15 protein-coding genes are annotated in these 18408 nt (G+C 66.0%); 8 read left to right on the forward strand and 7 right to left on the reverse strand.

Going from position 1 to position 18408, the window contains the following annotated elements; translation table 11 throughout:
• The first annotated feature begins 659 nt into the window (after positions 1 to 659).
• Entirely contained in the window at positions 660 to 1424 is a 765-nt protein-coding gene (locus tag MXA07_RS00730) for a class I SAM-dependent methyltransferase (RefSeq protein ID WP_247730137.1), read from the forward strand.
• A gap of 92 nt (positions 1425 to 1516) precedes the next feature.
• Here the strand turns inward: MXA07_RS00730 and MXA07_RS00735 are convergent, their stop codons facing one another.
• Positions 1517 to 2416 carry a ketopantoate reductase family protein gene (locus MXA07_RS00735; RefSeq protein WP_247730138.1) on the reverse strand — a complete coding sequence of 300 codons (900 nt, stop codon included), beginning with the start codon at positions 2414 to 2416 and terminating at the stop codon, positions 1517 to 1519.
• Positions 2417 to 2576: 160 nt separating this feature from the next.
• Positions 2577 to 2906 carry a DUF7130 family rubredoxin-like protein gene (locus tag MXA07_RS00740; protein WP_247730139.1) on the reverse strand — a complete coding sequence of 110 codons (330 nt, stop codon included), beginning with the start codon at positions 2904 to 2906 and terminating at the stop codon, positions 2577 to 2579.
• A gap of 198 nt (positions 2907 to 3104) precedes the next feature.
• On the opposite strand from MXA07_RS00740, the gene MXA07_RS00745 reads away from it, so the two are divergent.
• The 3 genes from MXA07_RS00745 to MXA07_RS00755 all read left to right on the forward strand — a co-directional run bounded on the left by MXA07_RS00745 (position 3105) and on the right by MXA07_RS00755 (position 9859).
• Entirely contained in the window at positions 3105 to 3848 is a 744-nt protein-coding gene (locus MXA07_RS00745) for a DNA polymerase sliding clamp (protein WP_247730140.1), read from the forward strand.
• A gap of 799 nt (positions 3849 to 4647) precedes the next feature.
• Entirely contained in the window at positions 4648 to 8589 is a 3942-nt protein-coding gene (locus MXA07_RS00750; RefSeq protein WP_247730141.1) for a S8 family serine peptidase, read from the forward strand.
• Positions 8590 to 8617: 28 nt separating this feature from the next.
• Complete coding sequence (locus tag MXA07_RS00755; protein WP_247730142.1) at positions 8618 to 9859, forward strand: CARDB domain-containing protein; 1242 nt, start codon at positions 8618 to 8620, stop codon at positions 9857 to 9859.
• A gap of 37 nt (positions 9860 to 9896) precedes the next feature.
• On the opposite strand, the gene MXA07_RS00760 is transcribed toward MXA07_RS00755, so the two are convergent.
• Positions 9897 to 10808 (reverse strand): alpha/beta fold hydrolase, encoded by a 912-nt coding sequence (locus MXA07_RS00760; protein ID WP_247730143.1) that lies wholly within the window; start codon positions 10806 to 10808, stop codon positions 9897 to 9899.
• 206 nt (positions 10809 to 11014) lie between these two features.
• Between MXA07_RS00760 and priL the strand changes: the two genes are divergently transcribed.
• A complete protein-coding gene (gene priL, locus MXA07_RS00765) occupies positions 11015 to 12166 on the forward strand; it encodes a DNA primase regulatory subunit PriL (RefSeq protein WP_247730144.1) in 1152 nt (383 codons plus the stop codon).
• A 94-nt stretch (positions 12167 to 12260) separates the two neighbouring features.
• On the opposite strand, the gene MXA07_RS00770 is transcribed toward priL, so the two are convergent.
• Positions 12261 to 12491, reverse strand: coding sequence for a DUF7472 family protein (locus MXA07_RS00770; protein WP_247730145.1), 231 nt, complete (start codon positions 12489 to 12491; stop codon positions 12261 to 12263).
• Between the two features lie 222 nt (positions 12492 to 12713).
• Between MXA07_RS00770 and MXA07_RS00775 the strand changes: the two genes are divergently transcribed.
• Positions 12714 to 13340 carry an SWIM zinc finger family protein gene (locus MXA07_RS00775; protein ID WP_247730146.1) on the forward strand — a complete coding sequence of 209 codons (627 nt, stop codon included), beginning with the start codon at positions 12714 to 12716 and terminating at the stop codon, positions 13338 to 13340.
• Between the two features lie 78 nt (positions 13341 to 13418).
• Here the strand turns inward: MXA07_RS00775 and MXA07_RS00780 are convergent, their stop codons facing one another.
• Positions 13419 to 14057: a cyclase family protein gene (locus tag MXA07_RS00780; RefSeq protein ID WP_247730147.1), complete on the reverse strand. Its 639-nt coding sequence runs from the start codon at positions 14055 to 14057 to the stop codon at positions 13419 to 13421.
• Between the two features lie 1444 nt (positions 14058 to 15501).
• On the opposite strand from MXA07_RS00780, the gene MXA07_RS00785 reads away from it, so the two are divergent.
• The gene (locus tag MXA07_RS00785; protein WP_247730148.1) at positions 15502 to 16281 is read left to right on the forward strand and encodes an IclR family transcriptional regulator; all 780 of its coding nucleotides are present in this window, start codon (positions 15502 to 15504) and stop codon (positions 16279 to 16281) included.
• A 104-nt stretch (positions 16282 to 16385) separates the two neighbouring features.
• Here MXA07_RS00785 and MXA07_RS00790 read toward each other — a convergent pair whose 3' ends face one another.
• Positions 16386 to 17384 (reverse strand): YeiH family protein, encoded by a 999-nt coding sequence (locus MXA07_RS00790; RefSeq protein ID WP_247730149.1) that lies wholly within the window; start codon positions 17382 to 17384, stop codon positions 16386 to 16388.
• A 3-nt stretch (positions 17385 to 17387) separates the two neighbouring features.
• The gene (locus MXA07_RS00795) at positions 17388 to 17543 is read right to left on the reverse strand and encodes a hypothetical protein (RefSeq protein WP_247730150.1); all 156 of its coding nucleotides are present in this window, start codon (positions 17541 to 17543) and stop codon (positions 17388 to 17390) included.
• A 117-nt stretch (positions 17544 to 17660) separates the two neighbouring features.
• On the opposite strand from MXA07_RS00795, the gene MXA07_RS00800 reads away from it, so the two are divergent.
• On the forward strand, positions 17661 to 18245 hold the full coding sequence (locus MXA07_RS00800) for a cupin domain-containing protein (RefSeq protein WP_247730151.1): 585 nt from the start codon (positions 17661 to 17663) through the stop codon (positions 18243 to 18245).
• Positions 18246 to 18408 lie beyond the last annotated feature (163 nt).

An 18408-nucleotide genomic window follows, 5' to 3' on the forward strand; every position in this document is an offset into this window, starting at 1 on the left:
ACGGACGGATCGGTGGCTGCCGACACGCCGGTTCGTACTCCCGATCGCCGCACAGAGAGCCGGCCGTCTACAACAAGCGGAGTGGAAGGTAACCCGACATCCGCCCTGGCCCACCACCTGCGAATCGAGCGGACCGACCAAGCGGTCAGCACGGAATCAGCCGTTCATATCAATCCCACCCGAATCGCGTTCGAATCAGTGTGACCGAATCAGAGCCAGCCCCGCATCCGACGGGTACGGCCCCGGTTAGACACGGTCGGATTCTCGGACTCAATTTGCCCCCTCACCAGTTCGACCGATGGGATCGGACGAGTCGTTCGATAGTGACGCGCCTAGGGCACTATCGGACTACCTCGCGGCGGACCCCGAACGAAGCGACAAGTCCTGGCGAGCCGAGCTGAACACTTTCGGTCGACAGTAGGCCGACCCCCTGGACGACAACTCTTCTGCCCCGTCACTGTTGAGGCGGTCGTAACGACATCCGACGATCGCACGCGGCGGCGAAACAGCCACCAGCGGAGTTCGTAGCGAGGCGCGGAAGCGAGCCCCATTCATATAGTAAATCTCATGACGCTATATCAAAAATGGCGGTTGCTGGCTGAATCGTCACAGGTCATCGGTCGTATTCCTCGGACCGAGTTCTGTCGTGAGTAATCGGCGTGGCCCCGTCCCCGAACAGGAGCGTTCTTTTACCCACCTGTACTAACCCAAACATGACTGCCGAGGACGATCCGATCGCGACGGACGCGTACGATAAACTGGCAGATACCTACGCGGCGGACGTCCGAACAAACGCCTATAATGCGGAACTGGAGTTTCCCGCGACGTCGTCGTTGATTCCCGATGTGGAGGGAAAGCGTGTCCTTGACGCGGGCTGTGGGACTGGCGCATATACCTCGTGGCTCGTCGAACAGGGCGCTGACGTCCTCGGAATCGACGGGAGCGAGGAGATGCTCAGTCATGCGATCGAGGCGGTCGGCGACCGGGCACGATTCGAGCAGGCCGATTTGGGAGCGCCGCTCGATTTCCTCGACACCGATTCGTTCGACGGTATCGTTTGCGCACTCGCACTCAGTTACGTCAAAGAGTGGGACCAGGTGCTTTCCGAGTTCGCTCGGATCCTCACATCTGGTGGCTTCCTCGTACTCTCGACTGGCCATCCCGTCGACCAGTTTCCGCCAGAAAACGACGAGGCCGAGAACTACTTCGAGATAGAGATGTTGACGAAATCGTGGGACGTCGAGGTTCCGTACTACCGACGCCCCTTCGCAGCGATCCTCAATCCGGTCCTCGATGCCGACTTCGAACTGGACAGGATCGTCGAGCCCCAGCCGACCGAGGCGTTCGAGAAACTACGACCGGAACGATACGAGAAAGAGTCGAGGTATCCAGTCTTCCTCTGCGTGCGGGCAACCAAGCGATAAGCGACGCCACAACGTGCCTCGGCGAGTGAGGGGCCGTCGGACCAATGCTCAGCGATGGGTCGGCCCGGGTGGGCCCTGGGGCCGTCGCATTCCTATCGGACGTTGCGGCCACGCTCCCAGGCTCGAATCGCGCGGGCCAACGTACGGTTCGTCGGGACGTCGATGCCTGTCGCCCGTGCCCGCTCGACGACGTACCCCGAGATGGCTCCGATCTCGGTTCGCGCCCCGGAGTCGACGTCCTGGAGCATCGACGAGCGGTTGTCGGCGGTCGCGCGGGCGACCGACTCGACGGCCTCGAGCGCCTCGTCGTCGGACAGGTCGATACCCTCGGCCCGTGCGACGCGGGCCGTCTCGCGAGCGGCGTCCGCGGCGAGATCGCGGGCGGGCGACTCGAGTGTCGCACCGTTTTCGACCCGGGCAAGTGCGGTGACCGGATTGATGCCCGCGTTCACAGCGAGTTTCCGCCACAGCCGACGCGGCATGTCCGGAGCGATCGTCGTCGCGATCCCCGCCGTCTCGAACGCGATCCCGATTCGGTCGGCGAGCGGGGTCGCCCCGCCTCGACGGGGGCCCAAGGTGACCGTTCCGACGCCCGTGCACTCGACGCGACCAGGAGCAGACCGCACCGCCCCGTAGGTCACCGTGCCGGCGAGAACCGGACACGAGAGGTGGTCGGCCAGCGTCGCTTCGTTGCCCATGCCGTTCTGCAGCGAGAGCGCCGCGTCGTACGAGCCGGTCGCGAGCGTTGCGCCGGCCGCGCCGGTGTCGAACGATTTGACCGTCACGACGGCGAGGTCGGCCGCCAGTCCCGACCCGTCGGCCGTCGCCCGCGGGTGGACGTGTGCGTCGATCCGACCCTCCACGACGAGCCCCTCGCGCTCGATCCGGGCGACGTGGGGTTCGCGTCCGACGAGCGTCACGTCGTGTTCGCGCGCGAGCAACCCGCCGACGAGGCTCCCGAGGCTGCCAGCGCCGAAGACGACGATATCCATGCGGGATCCTCGCGCGGCCACTCAATAATACTCTCGGATTCGCGACGGACGCCGATCCGGCGAACGGGGCCGAAGCCGGCCGGACGGAGACGGGACGAGCGCTGTCCGACGACGGACCAACGCGGAAGGGCCGAATCGAAATTGCTGCGGGCGGCCGGGTTCAGTCCTCCGTCCAGTACATCAATTCCTCCTTTTCGCTCCCGCAGTTCGGACAGGTCGCCGGCAGTCCGTCGCTGATCTCGCCCATCTCGCCGCAGACCGTACAGCGCCACATCAGTTCGGCTTCGCCGAAGGCCTGCCCGGAGCGGACGTGTTCGACCGACAGCGAGTCGATCCCGTCCCGGGTGGTCACGTAGAATCCGTCGTCGTCGACGCCGCGAACGGTTCCGAGGACCGTCCCTCCCTCGTCGTAGACCGACTTCCCGAGCGCGACCGTCGGCGCGTCCTCGTCCGGTTTCGTCCCCGTCGGAGTCGCCCCTGATTCGTCCATGACGAATCGTACGCCGATAGCCCGGGTAAAGCTCTGCCCGCAGTGTGCAAGGACGGTGAAACCGAGTGGATCGTCCTCGGCCCGATCGCCGGGGCTGGCGAACCCGCGGTCGATCGCAACAGTCGCGAGAGCGCCGCCGCGCCGTCGGTGCGACGAGACCGATGGGCTTTTTATGTGATTCGTCCGTACCCCGACCATATGTTCAAGGCCATCGTGAGCGCGGAGACGCTCTCCAGCGCGCTGGACTCGGTGAGCGTGCTGGTCGAGGAGTGCAAGATCCACCTCGAGGAGGACGGTCTCCGCATCCGCGCGGTCGACCCGGCGAACGTGGGCATGGTCGATCTCTCCCTCGACGCGGACGCGTTCGAGTCCTACGAGGCCGACGGCGGCCTCATCGGCGTCGACCTCTCCCGGCTCGAAGATATCGCCAGCATGGCCGAATCCGGCCAGCTGATCCAGCTCGAACTCGACGAGGAGACGCGGAAACTCCACGCCCAGATCGAGGGGCTGGAGTACACGCTCGCGCTGATCGATCCCGACTCCATCCGCCAGGAACCGGACATTCCGGATCTCGATCTGCCGGCGCGGATCGTCCTCGAGGGCAAGGACGTCAACCGGGCGGTCAAGGCCGCCGACATGGTCTCCGATCACATCGCCCTGGGCGTCGACGCGAGCGAGAAGCAGTTCTACGTCGACGCGGAAGGCGACACCGACGACGTCCACCTCGAACTCACCGACGACGAGCTGATCGACCTCGAAGCCGGCGACGCTCACTCCCTGTTCAGCCTCGACTACCTGAAGGACATGAATAAGGCCATCCCCGCCGACGCGGAGGTCACCGCGGACCTCGGCGAGGAGTTCCCCATCAAGCTCTACTACGGCTTCGCCGAGGGACAGGGCCAGGTCACCTACATGCTGGCGCCTCGCATCCAGAGCGACTGACCGACCGGGTCAGTTTTGCCGTGGAGGACCGTCGACTGTGCTCGATTTGTATCCGTTTTGCTGACCGAAACCGTCGGTCGCCGCGCTCGAGACGTCCCGCTCGTCGTCGCTTCGCTGCAGTCTGCCCGAACACAGGGGGACTCGATACCGACGCCACGCGAGCGGGAGCCAAACGCGACCGCCATCGTCGTACCCCGAATGTTCGCAAACGTAGCTGTCCGTGTCGTCTCTGGCGGCGATAAAGCGCCGCGGCCACTGGCCGAGGGGAACGTGCCCCGCCCAGTCCATTCCGAACGCCCACCGTCTCGAATCGGGGAGAGCGACTGCCACGGTCGCCGGTTTCAATTCGTCTCCCAACGGACGAACTGGTTCGTGCTTCGATCGATCCGGGCCGCCCGTCACCGACCGGGACGGGCGCCGAGAGCGGATCGCGTTGCCAATGGCTTCGGTCCGATAGTATAGCGCGATGAGACTCGACCGGCCAGGGTGTCGACCGACGCGCTGTAGCGTAACCTGATACGGGTGCGAGGCCGAGACGGCGCCCCACCGATTTCGGCGCCTCCGACGTGTAAGTGACAGAGAACGTCTATGGAGAGTGCGCACTAAAGACCATCCCCCCATCACTTGTGATTTGGGTAGTATAAACTGTCGCACGCATTATCAAATTAAGTAGATTGTGGGAGAAACTTATAAGTCATTCCAGTTAGCAGTTCGGGTCGACGTACCTATGTCAGGCAGGCGAATCTGGACCGGGTTTATCGTTCTCATGGCACTGGCGATGATGGTATCGCCGGTCGCGATGGCGACGGGAGGAACGACAAACACGGCCAACGGCGAGGAGACGGAGAGTGACTCGCCACTCTCCGTCGACGAGGTACAGACGCAGTCCGGAGATGATGTGACGATCGATTCGGCGCTAAGCCAGCACGCATCGGGCGGTGAGACCATCGAGGTGATGGTCAGCATGGACGCCGAGACGTCGTCGTTCGCGTCGGCAGCCACGGAGGCGACGCAAGCGGCGCTCGAACGCGAAGCGGCCGAGACGCAAGCGCCGCTCGAAACGTTCGCGAGCGAGCGATCCGGCGTCGAGGTGCTGAATCAGTTCTGGATCGCAAACGTCGCTCTCATCGAGGTCGACACAAACCGGGTCGCACTCGAAGAACTGACGACCGTCGAGGGCGTCACCGGACTGTACGAAAACTTCGAGGTGACCGCGGACGCCTCGGAGGAGGGTGGTCTCGAGTTCGTCGGAGACGGCGAGGACGAACCGGCGCCGTTCGACGGCGAGACCGGCCTCGTCTCGGCCGACGCAGAGGAGTACACGTACGGCCTCGAACAGATCCGCGCCCACGAGGCCTGGGAACAGTTCAACGTGACCGGCGATGGGGCGTCCGTCGCGGTGCTCGACACCGGGCTGGACGCGGATCACCCCGAGTTCGCCGATTTCGATGCGGAGACAAACTGGGCGCACTTCAACGAGAGCGGCATGATAACCGGCGAGCCGCCGTCCGATTCGAGCGGCCACGGGACCCACGTGGCCGGGACGGTCCTCGGCGGCGCGGAAAACGCCACCCACATCGGGGTGGCCCCTGACGCGGAATTGTACGCCGGTGCCGTGATCCCCGGCGGGTCGGGGAGCTTCGCCCAGATCCTCGCCGGGATGCAGTGGGCGGCGAGCGAGGATGTCGACGTTATTTCGATGAGCCTGGGTGCAACGACGTACTCGACCGTGTTCATCGACGCGATCGACACCGCTCACTCGATGGGCTCGATCGTCGTCGCCTCCGCCGGCAACTCGGGCGAGGGGTCGACCGGGACGCCCGGCAACGACTACACGTCGTTCTCGGTCGGGGCGTCGAACTCGAACTATGGGATCGCGACCTTCTCAAGCGGCGAGAAGGTCGAGAAAGCCACGGCGTACGGCTACCGTGCGCCGGCCGAGTGGCCGGACGAGTACATCGTTCCAGACGTCGCCGCGCCGGGCGTCGACGTCTACAGTTCCGTGCCGGGCGGCGGCTACAGCGACGCCTACTCCGGGACGAGCATGGCCGCACCGCACGTCTCGGGGACGGTCGCCCTGATGCGCGCGGCGAACCCGGACCTCACGGTCTCGGAGATCAAGGAGACGCTGGAGGCCGAGGCGATGAAGCCGCCGTCGCAGTACGCGACGGACGCCGCGACGTCGATCGGCGACCAGGACAGTCGCTACGGTCACGGCATCATCGACGCCCAGGCGGCGGTCGCGAACGTGAGTAACAGCGGGAACGCGGTGACGGTGACCGTCGAGGACGCCTCCGGCACCCCGATGCCCGACCTCCCGGTCGAGATGGTCAACAACGAGACGGGCAACGGGATGGTTGCTTTCACCGACGGTAACGGGCAAGTCGTCGAGACGTTCGCCGATGGCGAGTACGGCTTCGCCTCGACGACGTTCGGCTACGGGATGAACGTCACGATGACCGAGATCACGAGCGACACTGACCTGACGCTCACGCTCGAGGACACCGTCGGGGCCGAGGTCACGACCGACCAGCCCGACGTCGTCGGGTCGAACAGTTCGTTCATGGTCGATACGCGGGTGGCGAATCTACAGGAGTACAGCGTCAACCTGACCGCAGACAGCGTCGATCCAGTACTGATTGAGAACGTGACCGTCTGGAACACGACGGAGGCATCGAACCCATCCGTCATCGCGACCGACGTGGGACTCGGCCAGACGGTCGACGTCGCGGGCAACGAGAACGTCACCACCTTCAACGGAAGCCTCGGCGTCGAGGTCGAGGTTGGGGCGGTGACCGATTCCGGTCCGCCGGTCGGGCTGAACCATACGTTTGCCGGCGTTGGAGATCCGATATCTGTGACCACTGGGCCGACCGAGACGCTCGGCGAGGCGAGCGAGGCGAACGTCTCGCTCGACGTCCAGTTCCAGGACGCGATCGACCTCGACGGAACCATCTCGCCGACGATGACCGTCACCAACCACGGTGACGAGACGGCCCAGTTCACCGCCGTCCTGCAGGTCGCGAACGCGGAGACCGGGGGCTCAGCCCAGCTCGAAACGATCACGCTCGAAGGGGGCCAGAGCTACGAGGGGACCTATCCGATAAGTGGTGCGGGCGGCCTTCTCGGCGCCGGCCAGGCCCAACAGGGGATTGCGCTGTACAACATGAGCGGTGGGCTGATGACCATCGAGACCGCACCGCTCCTGATCCGCGGCGCCGGCCCTGTCGCCGGCACGATCACCGACGCCGACGGCGATCCAGTCGAAGCCGCGCAGGTTCGGCTCGTCGATTTCACCACGGGCGAAACGGTGGGCCAGGTGACGACGGACGAGAACGGCCAGTACGCGATCGACGTCGGCGACAGATCGCCGACGGAGTGGTTGATGGTGGTCGACCATCCGCAGTACGGGACCAAAGAGATCACCGAAGCCTCGACGGCTGACGGCTCCATCCAGCAACTCGACGCCGAGCTGGCGGCGAGTACCGAGTACGCGTTCCACGTCAACGCGAACGAACCGACGGCGATCGGCGTCCCGGGCGTCTCCGACATGACGGTCGGTGACATGCTCCCGGACGACACCAACGGCGTCGTCTGGGCGTTCGACGCGACAGCGGACGAGTGGACGCAGGCGAGCGCCGACGACGAACTCGAGCCGCTCGACGCCGTCGTCGTCGTGACCGAGAACGACTCGGTCGCACAGGTCTACTTCGAAGGCCCGGCTGGCGACGTCGAGACGCCCACGCCCGGCGTGGGTCACCTGAGCGAAGGCTGGAACTTCATCGCGCCGTCCCAGCAGGCCCACGTCGGCGATGTCTTCGACGGCTCGGCCGACCCGTCGGCCGTCCTCGACGTCTTCGCCGACCCCGAAAGCGGCATGGTCCACGGCGAGGACCTCGACCGATCCGCGATCAGCCTGCCCGGCGATAGCGTCGAGAACGCCACCGTGAACCCGTTCTCGGGCTACTTCGTCTACGCGAATCAGAACGGGAGCGTCCCGGCCTACGCCTACGACGGCGTGACGCTCTCGGAGGCGAACGACTTGCTGAACGTCTCGACCACGACGATCGAAGGGACGGTCGTCGGCGAACACAGCGGTGAGCCGGTCGAGGCCGCGACCGTCGGCCTCAAGGGGACCGGACTCGCCACCTACACCGATTCCGACGGCGAGTTCACGATCGAAGACGTCCCGACCGGGACCGACCACACCGTCGTCACGCCCGACGGCGTCGCGTACGCGACGGACAACACGTCGGCGTCGGCGGGCGATACGGGCGTCTCACTCACTCCCGAAGAGACGACCTACCTCACCAACGAGAGCTTCACGGCCCCGGGGACCCTGAACATCAGCGAACAGTTCAGCATCGACGTCAACGTGACGAATCTCGGCGTCGAGACCGCCGAAGATGCGGAGTTCCAGCTCCGGATCGGGGAGAACGTGACCGACCCGGCCGCCGACATCATGGCGGACAACGAGACGTTCATCGTCAACGCCACCACCGCGACGGTCGAAAGCGGTGAGACCGTCACGATCACGTTCGAGGAGACGATCCGGTCGTTCCACCCGACGGGCGACCAGAGCCTCACGGTCGCCACGCCCGACGTGATCGCCCCGGTGCAGAACATCACGATCGGCGAGGCGAGCACGAACGTAGCCGGCTCGTCGACCGGAGTGGCGGAACGGTACATCCCGACACTCACACCAACCGATACCGTGAGCCTGGAAGCAGCTGACGGCTAACAGACGCTATCCATCTCTCTATGTACCTATGACACAGCACATGATACGACGCCGGGGCAGATCGGGGCGGCTGCTCGCGACGAGCCTCGCCCTCATCGTCCTCCTGTCGGCCGCGGGTGCGGGAGCCATCGCGGCACCGGCACTCGCGCAGGATGACGAACCACCCGCCCTTCCTGCCGCGTACTATGGCGAGGTACTCATCGACGGCGAACCGGCGCCCGAAGGGACGCTCGTGACCGCCTACGTCGGCGGGGAAAAGCGCGGCTCGATCAGCGTCGGTGCCGACGGCCAGTTCGGCCGCCCCGCCATCGGCGAGGAGAAACTCGAGGTTCCCGGCGACTCCGAAGACGCCAGCGAGCCCGTCACCTTCCGCGTCAACGGCCAGACGGTCGACGCCGAACCGGCGGTCACGTGGGCCTCCAGCGATCTCCAGGAGGTGACGCTCTCTGGCTCCGACATCGGCGAGCGCTCCTACCAGGTCTCGATCGACGATGAGGAATCGACGACCGAGATCCAGCCCAACGACTCGGCGACCGTCGCCGCGGTCGTCGAGAACACCGGCGAGGTGACCACGCCTACGACCGTCGAGTTCAGCCTCGACGGCGGGGACTTCGACGGCGACGTCGTCGGCAAACGGACCATCGAGGGGCTGGCACCCGGGGAAACCACGACGATTCCATTCGCCGTCCGGCTGGACGACGAGGGCGAGTACGAGGCGACGGTCGATCTGATCGACTTCGGCTCGGCGACGACCACGATCACGGTCGACGAGGACGCCGGCTCCGCACCGGGGCCGTCGCTCCCGCCCGCGCCGTCGGACCCGAGTGAGCCGAACCTGCAGGTGACGGCGGCGACGCTCAGCGATTCGACCGTCGCGGTCGGTGCGTCGGTCACCGCGGAGGGGACCATCGAGAACCTCGGTGAGGCCGAGGGGACGGCGACTGTCTCGCTCGCCATCGACGGCGAGGCGGTCGCCAGCGAGGAGGTGACGCTCAAAGGTGGCGCGACCACGGCCGTCAGCTTCGAGCACACCTTCGAGGAAGCCGGTACCTATGAGGTCAGCGTCGGCGGCACCACCGCCGGCACCGTCACCGTCGAGGAGCCGTCCGGCGACGGCGAGGACGGTGAAGACGGTACGGACGACGGCGAGGACGGTGAAGACGGCACGGACGGCGCGGATGGCGGGGACGACGATTCGATCCCCGGCTTCGGTGCCATCGCCGCGCTGATCGCCACGCTCGCGCTCGCGGGTCGGCGAATCGTGAACTGATCACCCGTCCCGCCACGCGGTTTCGAACGGAGACGCGTTATCGAAAACTGAGGAAGTCGCGCAGTCGATCGTTCACCACTCGATCGGCTTCGACCCCGACCAGGTGCCCGGCCTCGTCCACGACCTCGCACTCGGCGTTCGGGAGCCGGTCGGCCAGTTCCCACGCCGCGTCGACCGGAACGAGTCGGTCCGCGTCGCCGTGGACGACGAGGGTTGGCACGTCGACGCGGTCGAGCCAGTCGGTCGCGTCGAAGCGTTCCCACGCGACCACGCCCGCCTCGAGGGCGGCCTGGCTCGGTCCCTGCATCGCCTGCCAGTCGATCACCTCGTCAACCAGGCGTGGGTGTCGGGCGAGGAACGGTTGCGAGAAGTACGGGCGCAATCGATTGCGAACGCGCAACCGCTCGGTCGACCCGTCGGGATCGAGGATTGTCTCGCGGATCTCCGCCGGCAGGTCGAACGCTGCACCGCCAGCGTGAGCGCCGACGAGGGCGAGCGATTCCGCCCGCCGGTAGGCCCGGGCGTGTTCGATCGCGACGGCGGCGCCGAGGCCCTGGCCGACGAGGTGGACCGAGCGCTCGCCGACGTCCGCGAGAACGGCCTCCAGATCCGCCGCCAGCCCGGCGACGGAGTAGGCGGCTCGGCGGGCCAGAACCGGCCGGCGGATCCGGCCCGGTAGTCGCGGGACGAGGGGGCCGAGTCCGTCGTCCGATCGAGTCACGCGAGTGGCTGCCACCCGGACGCCGCCGTCGGTGCGCACGTCCGCCACGCCGGCGCCGCGCGTGTCCGGCGCGAGTACGTCGTACCGGTCGCGAAGCGCCTCGCGCTGCCAGCGCCAGGCCCACCGGCCGAGCCCGAGTCCCTGCAGGAAGACGACGACCCCCGCGGGATCGTCGGTCCGATCCGCCTCGTAGCGCAGGGTGACGCCGTCGCGGCTAGTGTGGGGCATGTCTCACGATTCGTCGCGCGGATCCATCAAGACACCGCCACGCGCCGCGTCGCGACGCCATCGCCGCGTGTTGCCACGCGCAGCGACGCCGGGACGGGCGTGAACGAGACGCACCGCCGTGGGTCGCCCGCATCCAGACACACTCACGACTCGTGAACGATTCAACCATCGTGTTTATCCATCGTCGCGCACATTCAACGCTAGCGATGGATCCGCGTTACGCACGGTATCCGTTCCTCGACGACGCACGGGAAGCCGTCGCCGCGGAGGCGGTGGACCTGGCGGCGGTCGTCGAGTCGGAGCCGGCAGTCGTCGAACGGGCCCGCTCGCGCGTCGAGCGAGCCCTGGAAGAGGGCGACGTCGGTGAGGGCGTCCCCGACGCCCGGGTCGAACTCCTCTCGTACCCGGTCGCGCGCGTCCTCGTCTCGCTCGTCGACGAGCGCGTCCTGGTCCGCCGGTACGCACGCGCGGAGGGCGCGACCGCCCACCAGCGCTTCACCGCGGATTTCGAGGACACGACGGAACTCAAGAGCGTCGAGTCGGCGGGCATCGACCGCAGCGACTTGCTCGCGGAGTTCGGCCTCGCGGGCTCAATCCGCGAGGCACCCCCGGCACTCGACGAGGGGAGCGCCGAGGGTGCCGGCGACGGGTTCGCCCCCGGCGCGGCGACGGCCGGACGGGCGACCGGCGAGCCGACGTACCTGCTGGAGGTGGGTGCGTACCTTCCACTCGCCGCCGACTGCTGGGGCGACGAGTGGCGACTGGTCAACCGCGAACTGGCGGATGGCGCGGTACCGGTGTCGGAGACCGAACTGCGCGCGCTGCTCCGCGAGGCGGTCACCGACCGGGTGGAAGCCGGCCTCCCGTTCGACGTGCCCGAGCCGATCGCGGAGGCGCTCGAAGACGAGGTGGTCCGGCTGCAAGAACTGGTGGCCGAACTCGAACTCGTCCGCGAGATCGACACGGTTGTGCCGGAGCTCTTTCCGCCCTGCATGCAGGCTCTGCTCGACGACATCCAGAAGGGCGAGCACCTCCCGCACCACTCGCGGTTCGCCATCACGGCCTTTCTGACCTCGATCGGCATGTCGACCGACGAGATCGTCGAACTCTACCGGGTCAACTCCGCGTTCGGCGAGGAGATGACGCGCTACCAGACCGACCACATCCGCGGCGACACCTCGCCGACGGAGTACTCGCCGCCCTCGTGTGCGACGATGCAATCGTACGGCGACTGCGTCAACATGGACGACCTCTGCGAACGCATTCCGCACCCGATGGCCTACTACGAGCAGCGCCTCGACGACGCCGACGAGGACGATCTCGAGGACTGGCGCGAGACGACCGCCGAAGCGGAGTGACTCGAGAGAGAGAGAGAGAGAGAGAGAGAGAGAGAGAGAGAGAGAGCCGGCGGACGCTTCCTCTTTCGCAGCTTCGTGGGCGGTGGGACGCGTCTCAGGCCGACGCGCCGTTCTCGGGTTCCGAGACGGTGTAGGCCAGGGCGACGCCGACCATCGTCGCGAACAGAATCGAGGCGACGATCACGGCGATGAGCATCGTTGCACCTTCCTCGCCGAGGAACTGGCCGTCCCCGTAGGTGGAGCCGACGAACAGCAGTCCGCCGAGGATGACGAGGACGCACACGACGGCCGCCGCCATTTCGATGAGGCTCTCGCGGTCGAACATACGATCGAATTCGTCGGTCCGGACAAAAGCGTGTCGAAGGTCGGGGACGGTTGTTGCGGGGGCCGAATCGGCGAGCGGTCGGGCGCTCGATCGGCCGCTTGCGCACGCAGGCGACCGTTTATCGCCGTCGGGTTCCTCAGTTCACTCGTACCGAGACGTACGGCCAGCCCACCACCTCACCGCCACGAGACGCCACCGAAACCCACCAGCGTCTTCGAAATCATGTCACAGACAGCCTCTCCGAAAACGTCGCTGCCCGTTCCCGACACGGCTCGCCTCGACGAGCGGTCGCGTCGGGCGCGGACCGAATCGATGTCCGTCCTCGCGCTGGGCGACGGCCTCTACGAGGTCGAAGCCGAGAGCGACGAAACCTACCTCGTCGACGCGACGAGCGGGCGATGCAGCTGCCCCGACCACCTCTTCCGGGGCGCTCGCTGCAAGCACGTCCGCCGCGTCGCGATCGAGATCACCGAGGGACGCGCGCCGCCACCCGGCAAACTGGCCGCGACGTGTACCGACTGCGGCGAGACCGTCTTCGTCGACGACCCGATCGAGGCGCCGGTCTACTGCGAGGCCCACGCCCTCTCGCCCGGCGACCGGGCGCGGGATCGCGAGTCTGGGGCGACCGTGACCGTCGTCGACGTCTCCGATCGGCGGGCCGACGCGACCAGAATCAGCTCGACGGGCGAGACCGTCGCCGCCTACGAGACCAACGAGCGCTACGACCCCGACGAACCGGTCGTCGCGGCGGTGTTCCCCCACGCGACGGTTCGGCGAAACGGCCCGGTTCCTCCGGAGTTGCAGGTGTACCTCTTCCCGCGAACGCGACTGAAAGCCGTCGCCGACTGACGGTATCGGGCCGCGCCGGCCCGGCCAGAGACAGCGGGCATCGCCGGGGTTCACCGCCGGCGCGCGCAGCGAGTCGCGTCACTCGTCGACGCGAGCGACGGCGCGCGCCGGAGCCGCCTCGAGCGACGGGAGCGACAGCGGCAGACACGAGAACTCGACGACGTCGGCCGTCACGATATCGTCGACGTTGCACAGGTACTCGACGATCGGCACCCCGGCGCCCAGGAGGGCGTGGTGCACCGGTCGCTCGTCGACGGAGATGGACTCGGTGAGAAAGTCGTTCCCGACGGCCGAGACGGACTGTTCGAGGAGCCACTCGGCGCCGCTCTCGTCGAGGACCGCCGCCGTTTCGAAGAAGTCGGCCGCCTCGAAGGAGTCGTCGACGTCGCCCGTGAGCAAGAGCGCGATGGGTTCGTCGATCGAGCCCGCCTCGGCAGCGAGGACGTCGGCGGTGATCGTCTCGCCGGCGTGGGACCGAAGGTCGACGACGCGGGCGGCGCCCGTCAGCGTTTCGAGCGGGAGGTCGTCGACGGTCGCGCCGCCCGGAACGAAGTGGGCGGGTGCGTCGACGTGGGTCCCCAGGTGAGTGGTGAGCGAGAGCGCGTGTGATACCGCTCCGTCTTCCTCGTGGGAGCGAATCTTGGTCGCCTCGAAGGACGGGTAGCCGGGAAAGACCGGCAGGTCCTCCGTCAGCGGCATCGAGAGATCGACGAGCATCGACCGGAGGGAAACGCGTCCGAACCATCAGTGTATCGGCTCCCGGGTCGAGGACGGCGATCTGCGCGACAGCCGCTGAATCCGTCCGACGTGAAACACGCGGAAGGGGAGTCCCTGAGAACCGCTCTCGACCGATGGCGCGGAACAGTTCGCCCTCGACTGGATCGGGCGCTCTGTACCGGTTTAGTATTGTTATAATAATACAATATAGATCCGATATGGAACATTCAATTCACGTTATCCGGAGAGTACCATCATATCCAACGGTAAAACGATGATAATACGAAATAGATTCATTATCCTCCGATAAGGGAAAAATAATCAAATAATGTCGTTCTATAACGCGTATTGGCGCAGGACGGTACACGAACACTAAAACGTCATTATTTCGAGTGTGAGGGCCAGAGGGCGGATTGTTAGAATGACGTGGCGCCGGCTGGGAGATCGTGTCAAGCAAATATTCGCAATGATCTTGTGGTTTTAGTACAATACTATCTGCGAAACTGGACGCCCGGTCGACGATTCGCGCCCGGTAGCTGCACCGGTCATCCACCAGTCGAGGTCGCGCGGGTCCCTTAGCCGGACTGCGACCGGTCACCGCCGAATACGTCGCGCCGCCACCAGCACCCCTCGTTCGATAGTAACGAACGATATTCGTGGCGGGTATCGTGACGGTCGTCGAAAGAAAACCCGCGCATACGGGTTCGATCGCCATCGCGAGTGAGCGAGCCGGGTAGGGCGGGCGATCGGGTCCACCTTTCTTACAAACGTATGTCTGTAACGGGTTTTCGCTGAGGAAAACGGGCGTTCGTCCGAACCGACCAGCGGATGGCACGAGCCGTCGGGAGGGTACGAGCGGAGATTGCGGTGACCGAACCGACGGATCGGGCTCGCAGCGGCAGTTTTCGGGAGACGGACGAACGTACCGACGCCAGCCCGGCAGTCGTTCCACCGGATTTCCCGTCGAGTGGGCAGCTGTTCGATAACATCGAACACCGGGAACTCGCTCGGTCGGTCGACCGCCACGGCCGGGTTGACGGGGTCCACGGAGCGAAACAGTACTCGTCCGCGGCGCGTAGACGGATCGTACCACGTCGTGTCCGGATCACGTCGTCGAAACTCGCGTCGAGATCTGATCCGGGTCGGCTGCGGTCGACGGCATCGTCACGATTCCGACGGTGCGCTCCACACGGTTAGCGGTCGACCGGAATCGCGTTGACGGGGGTGCGTGACGGCTCCGAACGGTGTAGTTCGTACGCGCGCGAGTGAGGCATTTCGAATGTGGCACCCCATCTCTTCGATCCGACCTACCCTCCCCGGCGAAAGGGTCCATCTCGATTCGTCCCGGTTCGTTCGATAACGTCGAACGGAAGGTCGATCATTCCCGAGACCCCGTGGCGGATACAACGGCCAGAGTTATCATAGACGGCCGCAATACCCCTGTATGAGCGAAAACGGTTCGAAACGGCGCACGATCCAGACGACCGGAACGGTGTTCGAGGTCATCGAATCGCTTCGCGACCTTGAGGGAGCGACGGTGACCGAACTCGCCGACCAGCTCGACGTCGCGAAGAGTACCGCACACGCCCACGTCTCGGCGCTCGAGGAACAGGAGTTCGTGGTCAAGGAGGGAACCGAGTACCGATTGAGTCTCCAGTTTCTCGAACTCGGGGTCCACGTGCGGGATCAGATGGAACTCTCCCACGCCGCCGCCTCGCAGCTGACGAAACTCGCCACCGAGACCGGCGAGGCGGTGTGGCTCATCGTCGAGGAACACGGCTGGGCGGTCTATCTCGACAAGGCGATGGGCGAAAACGCCCTCCAGGTCCAGAGTACGATCGGCGAGCGCTCGCACCTGCACTACCTCGCGGCCGGCAAGGCGTTGCTCGCCTACCTGCCGCGCGAGCGCGTCGAGGAGATCGTCGAACGGCGCGGCCTCCCCCGCCGCACGTCGAACACGATCACCGACGTCGACGACCTGTTCGCGGAGCTCGACGCGATCAGAGAGCGGGGCTACGCGTTCAACGAGAACGAGGAGATCGAGGGCGTTCGCGGCATCGGGGCGCCGATCCGTGCGAACGACCGGGCCGTCGGCGCCATCGGCATCGGAGCGCCGGAGAACCGCCTCAGAGGAGAGCGGTTCCGCGAGGAGGTCCCCAACTACCTCCTCGGGGCGACCAACGAGATCGAGTTGCGCCTCACGTACGCGAATTCGCGGTCGTAGCGTATCGGTTCGCTCGTATCGTCGCGTCTCGATTCGCTCGTGTGAATCGTCGCGCCCGGCGCGTCTCGTCACGCCGGTTCGACTCCCCCGTCGACGCGACGACTTCAGAGAAGCGTGGTCACGACCGTCAGGACCAGGACGCTGATCAGGATCAGGTGCGTGAGGACGACCAGAATCGGTCGGATGCCGGTATCGCGCATGTCGGCGAGCTGGATGTCGGTTCCGAGCCCCGCGAACGCGAGGAGGAACAGGCCGTCCGTCAGCGCGTTCGTCGCCTCGATCTGTGAGGGGCCGAGCAGCCCCGCGTTGGCCACCGCGGCGACGAGGACGAAGCCGACGAGGAACTTCGGGAACTGCTCCCAGAGGCCGCGCAGCGAGGCCCCACCACCGGCCCGTTTCCGGGCGTACACGAACGAGTACGCGATCGCGGCGATCCCGATGAAGGCGTTCCGAACCAGTTTGGTGACCGTCGCCCACTGCCCGGCGTCGGCCGAGTGGGCGAAGCCGGCCGCGGTCACCGGGCCCGTACTGAACATCGTGCTCCCCGCCCAGAGCCCGAACTCCTTGGGCGTGAGCGCGAGAACTTGACCGACGAACGGGTACGTCAGCAAGGTGAGGCCGTCGAAGACGAGGATCGTCGCGACGGCGTAGGCCAGCTGGCGCTCGTGGGCGTCGATGCTGCCGGCGACCGCGACGGCCGCCGAGACCCCGCAGATGCTCGAGCCGGCCGCGAGCAGCGTTCCGGTCTTGCGGTCGATGCCGAAGACGGTCCGCGAGAGGAGTTCGACCAGCACCAGTCCGAGGACGATGACGCCGACGGCGAGGACGACGACGAAGACCCCGGTCGACGCGACGTCCGACAGCGAGAGGCGAACGCCGAGGAGGACGATCCCGACCTCCAGGAACAGCTTGTGCAAACCGACGCCGCGCCGGATGACGGCCGGAACGCCGACCGTGTTCGCGATGACGAATCCGATGGCGACGGAGAGCAACAGCGCGCTCCCGCCGACGGAGACCGCCAGCGCGTGCGCGACCGCCGCGATGGCGACCAGGGTGAGGAAGCCGAGAGCGAAGCCGATCGACCGGCGCGATCTGTCGTCCATCGGTCAAATCGGGGCGTAGATGATCGTGACGAGCAGGGTCACGCTCAGGACGGTCGCTTTCCAGCCTCTGTCGAGTTCGAGCCATTGGCGGCCCAGCTCCCGACGGACGGCCCGCACGCCGGGCAGTAACTGTGCGATCGCTCTCCGTGCGACACTCATCACCCGAGGTCTTGCCCACCACGACTATAAAGCTTCCAGTTGGCTCGTCCGTCGAAGCGGCGATCGGCACCCGGGGACAATAGTTTTAATATTCTCCGCCGAGCCATTCCAGTCGAGATGAGTCAGCAAGAGACCGGTAGTGCTAACGAACACGTCAGAGAAGTATACGAAGAACTAGGAGAGCTCCTCGAACAGGGCGACGACGTCTTCGTCGAGGAGGGCCCGGCGCTGCTCGAAGACGCCATCGAGCGACCCGGCTTCCTGGACGGACTCGAAACCGAACACGCCGAACCCGGCGAGTACACCCGGAAGAAGGTCATCGGCGACCCCGGACGGCACGTGATCCGGTACATGGAGTGGCCGCCGGAGTACGCGCTGATGCCACACGAACACCACGGGCGTCCCTGTTTCGAGGTCCTCGTCGAGGGACACCTCGCGCTCTCGGACCTCGAACCGACTCAGGTCGGGGAGAACGAATACACCTTCGAGGTGCTCGGGACCACGGTCACCGAACCCGGCGAGTCCGCCGTCGTCGACCCCCGGGAGAACGAGATCCACGCGGTGTACAGTCCGGTTCGCAGCCGGTCGCTCCACGTCTACCCCGACGATAGCTACAAGTCCTACGGCTACGTCTACGACGAGGACGCGGACGGTGACGTCTACGAGCGCAAGGAGTTCCAGCTTCGCGAAGACGACGACTAACTGACGACGTACCGCGGGAGAGCCCACCGACGGAGCGACGCGTGTCGCTGGCGACGGAATTTTGACGGCAACGTAACGGGCAACTGCGCCCGGGCGTAGAACCGACCGAGTGAGTGACGAGTGTTCGTCGCGTTATAACGCCAGGCGTTGATCCGCTCAACCG

The sequence above is a fragment of the Halovivax limisalsi genome (assembly GCF_023093535.1).
Lineage (GTDB): Archaea > Halobacteriota > Halobacteria > Halobacteriales > Natrialbaceae > Halovivax > Halovivax limisalsi.

What these genes read in the sequence shown, in the direction of transcription:
- MXA07_RS00780 (WP_247730147.1), bottom strand. Translation starts at nt 14,057, where the DNA reads ATGCTCGTCGATCTCTCGATGCCGCTGACGGAGGACCTGCCGGTCTTT.
- MXA07_RS00760 (WP_247730143.1), bottom strand. Translation starts at nt 10,808, where the DNA reads ATGCCCCACACTAGCCGCGACGGCGTCACCCTGCGCTACGAGGCGGAT.
- MXA07_RS00790 (WP_247730149.1), bottom strand. Translation starts at nt 17,384, where the DNA reads ATGGACGACAGATCGCGCCGGTCGATCGGCTTCGCTCTCGGCTTCCTC.
- MXA07_RS00755 (WP_247730142.1), top strand. Translation starts at nt 8,618, where the DNA reads ATGACACAGCACATGATACGACGCCGGGGCAGATCGGGGCGGCTGCTC.
- MXA07_RS00785 (WP_247730148.1), top strand. Translation starts at nt 15,502, where the DNA reads ATGAGCGAAAACGGTTCGAAACGGCGCACGATCCAGACGACCGGAACG.
- priL (WP_247730144.1), top strand. Translation starts at nt 11,015, where the DNA reads ATGGATCCGCGTTACGCACGGTATCCGTTCCTCGACGACGCACGGGAA.
- MXA07_RS00800 (WP_247730151.1), top strand. Translation starts at nt 17,661, where the DNA reads ATGAGTCAGCAAGAGACCGGTAGTGCTAACGAACACGTCAGAGAAGTA.
- MXA07_RS00745 (WP_247730140.1), top strand. Translation starts at nt 3,105, where the DNA reads ATGTTCAAGGCCATCGTGAGCGCGGAGACGCTCTCCAGCGCGCTGGAC.
- MXA07_RS00770 (WP_247730145.1), bottom strand. Translation starts at nt 12,491, where the DNA reads ATGTTCGACCGCGAGAGCCTCATCGAAATGGCGGCGGCCGTCGTGTGC.
- MXA07_RS00775 (WP_247730146.1), top strand. Translation starts at nt 12,714, where the DNA reads ATGTCACAGACAGCCTCTCCGAAAACGTCGCTGCCCGTTCCCGACACG.
- MXA07_RS00795 (WP_247730150.1), bottom strand. Translation starts at nt 17,543, where the DNA reads ATGAGTGTCGCACGGAGAGCGATCGCACAGTTACTGCCCGGCGTGCGG.
- MXA07_RS00740 (WP_247730139.1), bottom strand. Translation starts at nt 2,906, where the DNA reads ATGGACGAATCAGGGGCGACTCCGACGGGGACGAAACCGGACGAGGAC.
- MXA07_RS00750 (WP_247730141.1), top strand. Translation starts at nt 4,648, where the DNA reads ATGGCGACGGGAGGAACGACAAACACGGCCAACGGCGAGGAGACGGAG.
- MXA07_RS00735 (WP_247730138.1), bottom strand. Translation starts at nt 2,416, where the DNA reads ATGGATATCGTCGTCTTCGGCGCTGGCAGCCTCGGGAGCCTCGTCGGC.